General features: G+C 57.8%; 9 protein-coding genes. 3 read left to right on the plus strand and 6 right to left on the minus strand.

Features of this window, described 5'->3' with window-relative positions:
- Window positions 1–54: 54 nt before the first annotated feature.
- Window positions 55–1,089, minus strand: a complete 1,035-nt coding sequence (locus B0B09_RS03865) for a glycosyltransferase family 2 protein (protein WP_084190720.1) — start codon at window positions 1,087–1,089, stop codon at window positions 55–57.
- Window positions 1,086–2,972 (minus strand): glycosyltransferase family protein, encoded by a 1,887-nt coding sequence (locus tag B0B09_RS03870; protein ID WP_131824991.1) that lies wholly within the window; start codon window positions 2,970–2,972, stop codon window positions 1,086–1,088. The genes B0B09_RS03865 and B0B09_RS03870 overlap by 4 nt, the downstream gene beginning before the upstream one ends.
- Window positions 2,973–3,144: 172 nt before the next feature.
- On the opposite strand from B0B09_RS03870, the gene B0B09_RS03875 reads away from it, so the two are divergent.
- From B0B09_RS03875 to B0B09_RS03885, 3 genes are all read left to right on the plus strand, one after another.
- Entirely contained in the window at window positions 3,145–5,076 is a 1,932-nt protein-coding gene (locus B0B09_RS03875; RefSeq protein WP_131824992.1) for a tetratricopeptide repeat protein, read from the plus strand.
- Between the two features lie 134 nt (window positions 5,077–5,210).
- The gene (locus tag B0B09_RS03880) at window positions 5,211–6,197 is read left to right on the plus strand and encodes a hypothetical protein (protein ID WP_076658444.1); all 987 of its coding nucleotides are present in this window, start codon (window positions 5,211–5,213) and stop codon (window positions 6,195–6,197) included.
- Between the two features lie 80 nt (window positions 6,198–6,277).
- Window positions 6,278–7,132, plus strand: a complete 855-nt coding sequence (locus B0B09_RS03885; RefSeq protein ID WP_076658445.1) for a hypothetical protein — start codon at window positions 6,278–6,280, stop codon at window positions 7,130–7,132.
- 92 nt (window positions 7,133–7,224) lie between these two features.
- Here B0B09_RS03885 and B0B09_RS03890 read toward each other — a convergent pair whose 3' ends face one another.
- The 4 genes from B0B09_RS03890 to iolD are packed head-to-tail and all read right to left on the minus strand — an operon-like array spanning window position 7,225 to window position 11,754.
- Window positions 7,225–8,052 carry a class II fructose-bisphosphate aldolase gene (locus B0B09_RS03890; RefSeq protein ID WP_076658446.1) on the minus strand — a complete coding sequence of 276 codons (828 nt, stop codon included), beginning with the start codon at window positions 8,050–8,052 and terminating at the stop codon, window positions 7,225–7,227.
- Window positions 8,049–8,891, minus strand: a complete 843-nt coding sequence (locus tag B0B09_RS03895; protein ID WP_076658447.1) for a 5-deoxy-glucuronate isomerase — start codon at window positions 8,889–8,891, stop codon at window positions 8,049–8,051. Before B0B09_RS03895 ends, B0B09_RS03890 begins: the two co-directional genes overlap by 4 nt.
- 11 nt (window positions 8,892–8,902) lie before the next feature.
- Window positions 8,903–9,883, minus strand: coding sequence for a 5-dehydro-2-deoxygluconokinase (iolC, locus tag B0B09_RS03900; RefSeq protein WP_076659782.1), 981 nt, complete (start codon window positions 9,881–9,883; stop codon window positions 8,903–8,905).
- Entirely contained in the window at window positions 9,883–11,754 is a 1,872-nt protein-coding gene (gene iolD / locus B0B09_RS03905; protein ID WP_076658448.1) for a 3D-(3,5/4)-trihydroxycyclohexane-1,2-dione acylhydrolase (decyclizing), read from the minus strand. The genes iolC and iolD overlap by 1 nt, the downstream gene beginning before the upstream one ends.
- Window positions 11,755–11,794: the final 40 nt, after the last annotated feature.

Here is an 11,794-nt window from a genome sequence, read left to right on the forward strand (position 1 = left end):
ATCCAAAACTGCCTGATCGGCCTTGGGCAATGCGTCTTTCAGTCTGGCTTGCGATCAATAATCTTTCTGGTCAACGGCAGCCGTGGTTTCAATCCGGTTCTCATAGAGCCAGTCATAGAAAGCATCCCATCCCTCACGTGCCTTCAGTTCGGCAATTTTCGCGCGATGCCATGCGCAGGCCTGATCATGCAACGGCCCCAAGACCGGATCGGCCTTCAGCGCGGCCAGCAAAGGCCGCGCGCGGTCGGCGTGCGGTGCCATTGTGTGATCCTCGGCGCGGTTGACGTTCATATCCGACCAGTAGTGTTCGGTCTGTTCGCGGGCGATGTGGTTCGTGCGGCCACGGTCACGCTTGACCAGAAAACTCTCGAGCGAGCGCACGGAATAATGGTTCAGCCGCGCGTATTTATGGCTGAAGCCCTCCCATGCGCGCCACCCGATCTGGTCCATCGGTCTGTGGTTCCCGCCACAATCGGACCACCGCACCTCGGCCTCGCGCCCCTCGGGCACGTTCTTGGGCCGGTGGGGATTGAACCGCCGGAACAACCCGTTGTTGCGGAACAGTGTCTTAAAGCCGTTGGCGCGTCCGTTGGCAGGATCATCTTCGATATCCGCGAGCGTGAACTGGTCCATCACAGGGCGGTCTTCATAAGGACCGATGCCGCCACAGCCGAACAGTTTCCAGACAAATGAAACTGCGTCGCAATCACCGATCTTTGCCATCATCTGGTCAAGTGTTGTCAGTCCGCCGCGCAGATTGATGAATTCATCCACATCAAGGCACATCAGCCAATCTGCATCCATCACCCAAGGGTGCGCTGTGGCCCGCCGCAGTGCCTTATGCTGCGGGGGGGATCCGTCCGAGACGTCATTGGGCCGGTGACTGCAATAGCCAAGCTCTTCCAGCCGCTGCAGCATCAGATCGGTGCCATCCTCGCAATCATTGGTGAAGACCACAAAACCCGTGAAGCCAATGGCCAGATTATGGGCAATCCATTCAAGCAGGAATGGCCCCTCGTTTTTCATCGTGGACATGATGACATGGGTGCCGCCAAGGGCAGGGGCTGGCAGGGCAGCGGATTTTGTCATTCTGCGCCTTCTCTTTTGAGCTTGCGAAATGCGGGCGTGACGCGCGCCGCAAGCGCATCATGCCCGCGCGCTTGCAGGTTTGCGATCAACGCCTTGCGATACCACGGCAACGCACGCCGTGCGCGGATCATGTCGTAAAAGACCGCAGGGGTCAGCGTATCGTCAAAGGCGTGCTGCATCAGCGGCTTTAACAGGCCCGCGCGGCGCAGGAACACAGGCGAATAATGTCCCGAACACCATGTCTTGAGAAGGACCAGCTTGTCGCTCTCAAGCCGTTCAACATGCCGTCGGTCAGGGGTAAAGAACGGGTCATAGATGACAAATGCCTTTTGCACGTCGTCGATTTCAAAGGCGCAGTCGCTGTGGGGCAGGGACCAGTCACGCGCGCGCCCCATGGCAAAGCGTTCCTCCCAAGGCACCAAGGCCTCTTCCAGCGTGGTTTGCGGATTAAAGCTGATGACGGTTGCACCCGGCGACAGTGATGCGAAGGCCAGTGCAGCAAAGCCGCCCATGGAAGTGCCTGTCAGGATCACCTTGTCGAAAGCCGCAAAGAACCCGTCAGAGGACAGCTTTTGCAGATAGCCAATCAGCTGTGGATCGCGGAACCAGTCTTTGCGGCGCGCCATGACGGACAGATGCGAAAAACCATTGTCATGAACGAATTTATAGGCCCATGGCTCGCGCTCGGCTGACATGTCATTGACGCTGGACAGATTATCGAATGTCACGACAAGTCGGTCTGGGTTCCGTTCAACGTATGACACCGCATGGTTTTTCAGACGGGTGTAGAAGCCCTGATTGTCACCACTGGTATGGATTTCTGCAAACCAGCGGGGCAGCTTTGCACCGGCCTCGGGGCGTGGATCATCGTCCGCGATGCTGGTCTCATCGGTTGCGATGACCGTCTTGGATGGCTCTGTCGTCTTTGCTGGGGCCTCGCCATTCATGGCTGCGATCACAGCCTGGAAATCAGGCGATGTGTCTCGCAGGTTTTCGCGGGTGGCGGTTTCCGCGTCGCACAATGCGGCCTGTGCCGCTGCAACATCAGGCAGGGCCATCAGTGCAGAGACTTCCGCGCCTGCTGCACCCAGACGCATGTCCACTGTCCAGCGTGCGCCGGTGGTCGTGGCCAAGGCTTGCAGCCGAGCCGTGTGAACCGCGACACTGGGGTGCTGCTTGGCGGGCAGGGCGTGCTGGTGGACCAGATAGGTCTCCACCGATGGCGCGGGAATTTTCAGAACCGATGCTTTGCCGCCGGCACGGGCCGTAACGGTCGCGCCGGCAAGGCTTTGGGGGGCAGGGATCACACCGCCATCACCATCGACCCAAACGAGGTCTGCCTTCCCTTGAACCGGTCCGACAGGCCGTTCCGGTGTGCGTGATGCAAACAGGCCAAGCCGCGTCACACTGCGCTGTGTCCCTGCACCCGCAAGCGATATCGCGTGTTGCAAAAGCCCACCCGGAATATGGGGCCGTTTCGGCGCAATTCCTGCGATCTGGAGGGGCGCGCAGAGCACATCTGCATCACCGCAGGACTGCATGAGCGCAGGCAGACTCTGTGACGGATCACTGATGCAGAAATACTCGTCCGGCGCGAGGTAGAGCCCGTAACCGCCGGTTTCTGCCGCCTCCATGCGGGCCGCACGGATTGCCGAATTGTGGATTTCTTCCTTGATGTCGGAATCAACGGCAACGGGCACGATTTCAATCACGCCTGCCGCGGCCAGCGCATCAAGAAGCGGTTCCTTTCCGGCCTGTCTGCGATCAATGTAGATCATCGTCTGCGTCACACCGAGCGTGCGGTGATAGGCCAGCCATTCCACAAAGGCGGACGTGGGCTTCCATACGAAGGCGCTGAGCAACAGTCGTGGACCTACCCTCATGATATTGCGCCTCCTTCTTCCACTGCCCGGCGGTGGGAGTGCTTGTGAATATCGGCGTGAATGTATAGGCTTTGCTGTGGTTAGAAAAGGTTGATTTACGATGCCGCGGACAGGCCAAAGTCGGGGTTTCTTTATTGGCCTGAGGCGGGATCAATTGGGCGCGCGCCTGTTGATGATGCTCAACAGTATGCGCCTTGCGGAAGACTATGAAACGGATTTTCGCATTAACTGGTTTCCGCGCGGTGCTGCGGCCCCCAAGCTGGACACGCCGCTTGATCTGTTCGATCCCGCGTTCATCGACCGGCATTTTATTGCGAACGAAGATTTTGAAGAACTATCCGCAATCACCAAGCCGATTGAGAGCTTCCGGCGCGATTCTGATCCAGGCAGATTGAACGCCCATCTCGCCGGCGGTGGTCACGTCCTGCTAGACGAAGGGTTCGAGATCGAGAGACTTCCCTTCGAGACAGGTGAAGACCATCAGGACCGTTTTCGCACCTTTCTGTCGCGCATTGGTTTCAACCACAGCGTCAAGGCGCATATGGCCGAGATCGAAGGCGCCATGGCCGCATTGCCGGGCCCGGTGATCGCCTATCACATCAGGCGCGGCGACATCCTGAACGAAGCGCCATGGAAGCATAAGGAATGGCCCTCAAAAATTGAGCCCGACGAACTTTATTCCGCCTATCTGACAAAGAACCCCGGTGCTGCCGCATTGGTTTTTTCGGATCAGGCCGAGAGCATTGCGGGTCTGATGGCCGCGCATCCGCAACTGCGCAGCATGGCCGATCTGGTGGACCTGTCACATTGCAAACCGGTGCAGCGCGATTTTCTTGAGCTTTATACGATGTCGCTTGCGTCGCAGATTATCGCGCCGCCGGTCAGCGCCTTTAGCCGGGCCGCCGCCCGTCTGAGCGGCCAAGAGCGCAAGTGCTTTCACGAAGTGATGGAACTTGAGGAACGCGACCGCGCCTATGCCAGCACGATTGCACGCTTCCACAAAGGTGTTGCGGCTTTCATTACGCCCAGCGAGGCGGCCCATATCTATGTGAAAGTGGCCCGCAGGTTACAGGTGTCGGGGCGGGAAGAAGACGCGTGGAAATTTGCGGACAAGATCCTGACGGCGGGTGCGGACAATGCATTTCTGCCCCTGCTACAGGCAGCCAATTGCATTTACCTCAACAAGTGGGACGAGGCACTCGCCCATGTGCAGACCGCCATTGAGGACCCCAATCAATGGCAGGAAAACTATGTCTCTGCCCTTGCCATCCGCGCGCATATTCTTGGCGCGCTCGGCAAGGCTGTGCAGGCGCGCAATTCCTTCCTGAAGGGCTTTTGGCAAAAACCGTCCTTGCCTGATGTCACCGTGGTCGGCACCTTCATGATCCGCAGACAACGCCTGCGCCCCGGTGAGGCGCTGCCCTTTGACCGTGAGACGGTGATGGCGCTCCAGCTTGGGTATCAGCTTCACAATATTGTATTGCAGCAAAACAAGATCATTCGTGCGCGTGCACTGGACCTGTCGTCTATCGCCGTCGAATGGCCATGGTTTGCCCTTGATGGCAAAACGCAGAAAATGCTGAACGCCAAACACGCGCTCAAGGCTATGCGCGCAAAGCTTATGGAAGGCGATCACGCTGCACCGGGGGCAGGGCCCTTCAGTTTCTGTGCCTTGCTGGATGCGCGCATGGGTAAATTGGATAAAGCTCTGCAACAAAACACTGAGGCACTCGAGCACGCGCCTCAGGATCAACTGGTGCACAAGCGACAGGCGGAAATCCTGTTTCTCAAAGGTGATCATGACGGTGCGCTGGCCCAGATGGAGCAGTGTATAGCACTGGGTCCCAACCATGCATTCTGGCATTTTTTGATAGGCGTGATCCATGAAGGGGCAGGGGATAGCGCCGGCGCCGATCAGTCATTTGAGCGGGCCACCGCGATGGATGAGACGACAGCGGAGCTTCACGCCTATGTCGCAGAGTTCCACCGCAACAACGGAAATGAAACCGCCGCTATCGCCGCGCTTGATAGGGCGGCTCGGATTGCACCCAATCAAAAGCGGTATCAAAACCGCCGCGCGCGTATCTTAAAGAAAATGCAGTGAACGCCGTGGTCCATACGGCACCGACTACTGCATGGGGAGAGGCCTAGTCTTCATCGTAGGATGTTGATAAAGAAAAAGACATTCCGGGTATCTGGATCTGCATATAATCTACTGATCGTGTTAAAGGACGGTTCATGCTTTGGATCCATATCGGGATGCCCAAGACAGGCTCAACAGCGTTGCAGGGTTATCTGCATAGCAATGCCCCGTTTCTGGAAAAGCATGATATCCGCTATATGGCGACGGGGCGGGACCGTGGTACAGGCCGTGTGCGCCTGATCTGCCAGAACACGATGGCGATCGCGATGTCACGTGGCTGGGCCGATGCACCAGCGCCAGACGCTTTTGTCGAAGAATATCAGGCACATGCGGAGCAGCACTGCATCCTCTCGAGCGAGATGTTTTTCGGGCGCGATCTTTCGCCGCTTTATGACCGTTATCTGGCAGCGATCCCGACGCCGGTCAAATTTGTCGTCTACATCCGGCGCTTTGATGAATTTATCGAAGCCGACTACAAGCAGCGCGCAAAAAACGGGATGCGCACGCGCGGCGTCGAGGCTTTTGTCAAAAATCGTTTGACGCAGATCGAGAGCGACCCTGACTACATGGATTTTTCTATCATTTTTGACCGGATCCGCGCACAGGTGCCAGGCGCAGAAATTGTCCCGCGGCTTTATCTGCGCGCGGAAATGGCGGGCAACGACGTGATCAGTGATTTTTTGTCATTGATGGATGTCCCGGTGCATGACGTGGTCTTGCCAAAGGGGGCCGCGAACAAATCATTGTCCCGTGTCGCAAGCGAGGCTTTGGGCCGGTTTGACGGCGGCGCCGGTTTTGACAAAAAAGCCCGTCGGCAGCTGGGACGGGTGCTGCAACAAAGCGGTGACCCGCGGCTTTTTGGACGCGATGACGTGCTGACACAAGACGAGCGCAAGCGGATCAACGACACCCTTGAAGCCCGAAACGCTGCATTCCGCGCGGCCTATTTTCCCGATCGTGCGCGCCTTTTCACAGCAAATATAGACACAGAGAAAGTGTTCCAGCGTGGCAATCCAAGTGAACAAGAAGACTATGATTATACAGTCAAAAAGCTCCAAGAACTTGTCAAAAAGCAAGGCTGATCATGGCAAGTGGAACACGATTTGCATGGTGCCGCTACGACGCCAGGAACCTGCGGACAAAACCGTGATCGGATACGTATATGCCACTTTATGACGTTGCCAGTCTTTGGGTCGGCCCGGAACTGACTTGGATGGAGCAGATGTGTCTTTTGTCCTTTGTCGAAAAAGGCCATCGCACGATCCTTTACGTCTATGATGAAGTGAAATCGGTGCCTGATGGTGTTGAAATCCGTGATGCCAACGAAATCATGCCCGCAGATAAAATCATCTATCATGTCAATACCGGAAGCCCGGCATTCCATTCCGATGTGTTCCGGCTCAGGCTGATTGCGCAGACCGATTATCTTTGGATTGATACCGATGCTTACTGTTGGAAGCCGTTTGTGCGGCCTGACCACGGCTACTTTTTCGGTTGGGGTACAGATCGTCAGCGCAAGCTCTATTCCGGCGTCCTTGGTTTGCCCAAAGAGTCCCAGACATTGCAGGCCATGCTGTCGCTGACAAACGACGAATATCCCGTGCCGCCATGGTTGCCGCAAAGGCAACAGAACAGATTGCAACGCCTGAAAGCCGCGGGCGAGGGCGTGCATATGTCGGTCATGCGTTGGGGCGTTTGCGGACCGGATGCCTTGCATCATTTCGCCCACGCGAACGGTGAAGTCGCACATGCCTTCGAGGGTGACGTTCTTTATCCCGTACCATTTGCGTCTACGCGTTCATTCCATCGACCGCGTTTGAAACAGGATGTCTACAACCACATTACCGAACGGACGCTGTCGGTGCATTTCTATGGGCGACGGTTTCGGAATATCTTTGCGCTCAGTCAGGGCATTCCACACGAAGGGTCATTTGCGGACGAGCTGTGCAAACGGCACGGGCTGGATCCGGCGCTGACGGGCCATCTGTTTGTCCGAAAGTCCAAGAATAGCAGTTAACGCAGGATTGCGGTGTTCTGATGTGGATTAATATTACATAATACTGATTATGCGCTTAATGGATTAATCGGAATTGCAACGATATCAACGGCCTACCCTTTAAGGTTCCGCAAGACTTCACGGGCTGCCGCCATGACGGGATCATGGGTGTCTTTCAGGATCGCGATCCGGTCAAAGCGATCAGGAGCCGTATTCACTGCTTCACGCAGTGCTGAGCCGAAGGCCATGCGCAATTCTGTCCCAATGTTGAATTTGCAGATGTTTGTGGTCTTGGCCAGACGTCTGCGCTGTTCAATTGGCACGCCTGATCCGCCATGGATCACCAAAGGCACCTGTGTCGCGGCCTGAATGGCCGTTATCCGCGCTTCATCAAGGCCTACGTCTGTCTTTTGCTGCAAATGCACATTTCCGACGGAGATCGCCATCGCGTCAACGCCGCTTTCTGTTGCAAATATTGCGGCCTCCGCTGGGTCTGTCCCGGCTGAACTCTCTCCGCCCGCATAGCCGACAAAGCCGATCTCGCCCTCGCAGGAAATTCCTGCTTTTCGTGCTATTTCAACGATTTGCCGTGTTTCCTTAATGTTCTCGGCCAATTGTTTTCGTGATCCGTCAAACATCAGCGACGTAAACCCTGCATCCACTGCGGCGGAACATTCATCATAGGTGTAACCATGATCGAGATGCGCCACGACCGGCACGCTGGCACCTTCGGCCAAATGCCGGAACATCTTGCCCAGAACAGGCAAAGGCGTATGCGCGCGACACCCCGGCCCCGCCTGCAGGATGACCGCGCAATTCTCGGCCTCTGCTGCGGCAACAAAGGCGCGCATGTCCTCCCAACCCAGACACACCAGACCGCCGACGGCATAGCCGCCCCGCAACGCAGGCTGGAGCACATCTTTGAGCGTCGCAAGGGTCACTTGAACTTGGCAATCATGTCTTTGATGCCGGGGATCGTCTCGATCTGATCGGCATGGGAGGGTTGGAAATACTGGATCAGGCTGCGCTGTGACAGCCCGCCCAGAATGGTGAAGTAATACATCTGATAGCCTGGCAGAACTGCACACGGGTGATAGCCGCTGTCGAGACAGATCGTCGATCCATCCACGATATGATAGGCATCGCCCGCCTTGCCGTCCTCACGCTGGAGCATCTGTACGCCAGAGCCATGGTTGGGCTTGAAACGGAAATTGTAGGTCTCGTCGTGCCGCGTCTCAAGCGGCAGGCGATCGGTGTCATGCTTGTGGGAAGGAAAGCCTGACCAGCCGCCCTCGCCCACGGTGAAAAGCTCGGACACCAGCAGACGCCCCACCTTGTCGTGATACTTCGTGCCAAGGATGTGTTTGATTTTACGGTGCGTTTTGGTGTCGTCTGACCCGTATTGCACCAGATCAAGATCGTCCGCACGCACAGCAAAAGCATCCAGCACCTTGTCATAGCGCGCACCGCACACAAAAACCTCGGCCGTGTCCGAGGTGCAGGCCATCTGTGCCTTGGCGGCGGTGGGCACATAAACGCCCTCAGGTTCGCCATCCCAGACATCCGCGCCCCGATTGCCGATGCCGTCGGCCCTGAACCCTTCGATATCAATATCCAAAGTTCCGGTCGCGGGCACGATGCAGGTCTCATACCCGGGCACAGCGTATTCGAACGCCTGCCCCTTTGTCAGCTTGACGATGTTGAAATAGTTCAGCGGAACGGTCGGGTCATCCACATCGACGATTGGCTTGTTCTGGTTGTCATATGGCGGGATATGCATCTGTTTGTCCTTTATGCGTCGGTCGGACCGGGGTGTTCGGCCATAAACTTGGTTAATGTCGCGCGATCCGGCATCGCAGGCGCGCAGCCCGGGCGGGATACGGTCACAGAGGCACAGGCCGATCCACGCAGGAGCGCGCCGCGCAAATCCTGCCCCTCGGCCAGACCCGTGACCAGTCCGGCCATAAAGCTATCCCCTGCCCCTGTGGGTTTCAGCGCCTCGACAGGCCAGATCCCCGTGCGGATCTCTTCGCCCGCGGCAAAGGTGATCGCCCCCTTTTCGCCCATCTTGTACACCACAATTGTGGCGGTGCTGGCGGCCAGCGCACGTGCTTTGGCAAGGCCCTGGTCAATCCCGCCCGCCATAAAGCCGAATTCCTCGTCATTGCCGATAATCATATCCGATTGGGCTGCGGCACGGCTCAGAACCTCTTCGGCGACCTGCGGTGAGGGCCATGAATACGGGCGGTAATCCACATCAAAGATAATCGGCAGGCCCGCGGCTTTGGCGCGTGCAAAGGCGTCAAACGTCGCGCTGCGCGATGGTTCGGCGGCAAACACTGTGCCGGCCGTGATCAGCGCGCCGAATTTGGTATAATCCACGGCGGCGACATCATCTGCATCCATCTGGAAGTCAGCGGCACCGTTGCGGTAAATCACATTTCGGTGGCCTGCGACGCGGCTTTCGTAGAAGGCCAGTGAATTGCGGTATTCGCCCCCCACCGGCGTTACATATTCGGTGCCAACGCCGTACCGTTTCAACTGTCCGATACAGTAACTGCCGATGCTGTCGTCGGACACACGGGTGACAAGTGCGGCCTGCCCGCCCAGTTTGCAGATGCCAGCGGCGATATTGGCCGATGACCCGCCCAGCCCCACAGTAACGGTTTCCGCATCTTCGGTCGCCACGCCCGCATCGGTGAACAGATCGATACCCGCACGCCCGACGACCAGAAAGTTGTTGGCGCCTATGCCCTCAATCAGCCCCGCCATCATACACCGTTCCGTTGCTTGTGACGGGTTGCTTCCTGATCGAGATGGGCTTTGCGCACCTTGTCCGAGGTCGTCACATGCGGTGTGCCGACTTCCCACCATGTGTGGCCTTGCGTCGTCCAGCCCTCATACGGGTCGACCTTCATGACGATCACATAGGTGTTTTTGGCCGCCTGCGCGCGCCCGAAGGCCGCCTCCAACTCTGCAGGCGAACTGACGGTTTCTGCCTCAGCCCCCATCGCCTTGGCATGCGCTTCGAAATCCACATCCACCTGCGCGGTCGCTGTCGGCGTATCCGCGATCAGGTTATTGAAGCTTTCATTGCCTGTGTTGTTCTGCAGCTTATTGATGACCGCAAAGCCACCGTTGTCCAGCACCATGACGATCAGCTTTTTCTCTGTGAGAACAGAAGAATAGATGTCGGAGTTCATCAAAAGATAAGATCCATCACCGGTAAAAACGATGGTATCACGTGCGGGTTCCTTCTGCGCCTGTGCAATCCGCGCACCCCAGCCGCCCGCGATCTCGTATCCCATGCAGGAAAACCCGAATTCCACATCAACCGTGCCGACATCCAGTGTTTTCCAGTTGGCGGTTACCTCGGCGGGCAAACCACCCGCCGCCGCAACAATCCGGTCGCGGGGGTGACACAGGCGGTTCACTTCACCAATGGCCTGCGCGTAGGACGCAGGGCCGTTCCCAACGCGCGTATTCTCGGCCACGTAATCGTTCCAGGTCGCGCGCTCCGCTTGCGCCTGCGTGGTCCAGCCTTGTGGTGCGCGGTAGGATGAAAGCCCCTCTTGCAGCGCCCCCAGCCCCAGTTTCGCATCGCCCACGACCGTGGCCGACATATGTTTCGCCGCATCATGGCGCGCCGCGTTCAGGCCAATCAGCTTGGCATCATGGGCAAAGGCCGTCCATGATCCGGTTGTGAAATCCTGCAGGCGCGTGCCGACGGCCAGGATCACATCCGCCTCTTCCGCGATTGTATTGGCGCTGTCCGATCCGGTCACCCCAATCGGCCCGATATTGAGCGGATGATCATGGACCAGATTGGCGCGCCCTGCGATGGTTTCCACCACCGGAATCCCCGTGGCCTCGGCTAATGCGGTCAGTTCCGCCACTGCGCCGGAATACTGCACACCGCCCCCCGCAATGATCATCGGACGCTTGGCGGATTTCAGGAGGGCAACCGCATCATCCACCTCTTCACTGTCAGGCATCTGGCGGCGAATGCGGTGCACACGTTTGTCAAAGAAGCTGCGCGGATAATCATAGCTCCAGCCCTGCACATCCTGCGGCAGGCCAAGAAACGCGGGCCCGCAATCGGCGGGGTCCAGCATGGTGGCAAGCGCCGCAGGCAGCGACTGGATCACCTGCGCAGGATGCGTGATCCGGTCCCAGAAACGGGTCACGGCCTTGAAGGCATCATTCACGCCAAAAGTGGGATCGCCGAAATGCTCAAGCTGCTGCAAGACAGGGTCCGGCAAGCGGGTGATGAAGGTGTCGCCACAGAGCATCAGCATCGGCAGACGGTTCGCATGGGCAAGAGCGGCAGCCGTCAGCAGGTTCGCCGTACCGGGACCGGCGGATGCGGTGCAAAACATGAACCGGCGGCGCAAATAGGTCTTGGCATATGCGGCGGCGGCAAAACCCATCCCCTGCTCATTCTGTCCGCGATAAAGTGGTAGCGCGTCTTGTGCGTTGTAAAGCGCCTCACCCAGACAGGTGACGTTGCCATGGCCGAAAATGCCAAAGCCGCCGCCGCAAATGCGGGTTTCGACCCCGTCGATGTCGATCCACTGATTGGCCAGATAACGCACAATGGCCTGTGCCGTTGTCAGCGTGACCGTTTCGGCGATGTGCCCCATGATCGTCCCCCCATCGGCGCATAATTCCTGCGTCGGTCGC

The sequence above is a fragment of the Yoonia rosea genome (assembly GCF_900156505.1).
In the GTDB taxonomy this organism is placed as follows: Bacteria; Pseudomonadota; Alphaproteobacteria; order Rhodobacterales; family Rhodobacteraceae; genus Yoonia; species Yoonia rosea.

What these genes read in the sequence shown, in the direction of transcription:
- iolC (WP_076659782.1), bottom strand. Translation starts at nt 9,883, where the DNA reads ATGGCGGGGCTGATTGAGGGCATAGGCGCCAACAACTTTCTGGTCGTC.
- B0B09_RS03880 (WP_076658444.1), top strand. Translation starts at nt 5,211, where the DNA reads ATGCTTTGGATCCATATCGGGATGCCCAAGACAGGCTCAACAGCGTTG.
- B0B09_RS03895 (WP_076658447.1), bottom strand. Translation starts at nt 8,891, where the DNA reads ATGCATATCCCGCCATATGACAACCAGAACAAGCCAATCGTCGATGTG.
- B0B09_RS03885 (WP_076658445.1), top strand. Translation starts at nt 6,278, where the DNA reads ATGCCACTTTATGACGTTGCCAGTCTTTGGGTCGGCCCGGAACTGACT.
- B0B09_RS03870 (WP_131824991.1), bottom strand. Translation starts at nt 2,972, where the DNA reads ATGAGGGTAGGTCCACGACTGTTGCTCAGCGCCTTCGTATGGAAGCCC.
- B0B09_RS03875 (WP_131824992.1), top strand. Translation starts at nt 3,145, where the DNA reads ATGATGCTCAACAGTATGCGCCTTGCGGAAGACTATGAAACGGATTTT.
- B0B09_RS03865 (WP_084190720.1), bottom strand. Translation starts at nt 1,089, where the DNA reads ATGACAAAATCCGCTGCCCTGCCAGCCCCTGCCCTTGGCGGCACCCAT.
- iolD (WP_076658448.1), bottom strand. Translation starts at nt 11,754, where the DNA reads ATGGGGCACATCGCCGAAACGGTCACGCTGACAACGGCACAGGCCATT.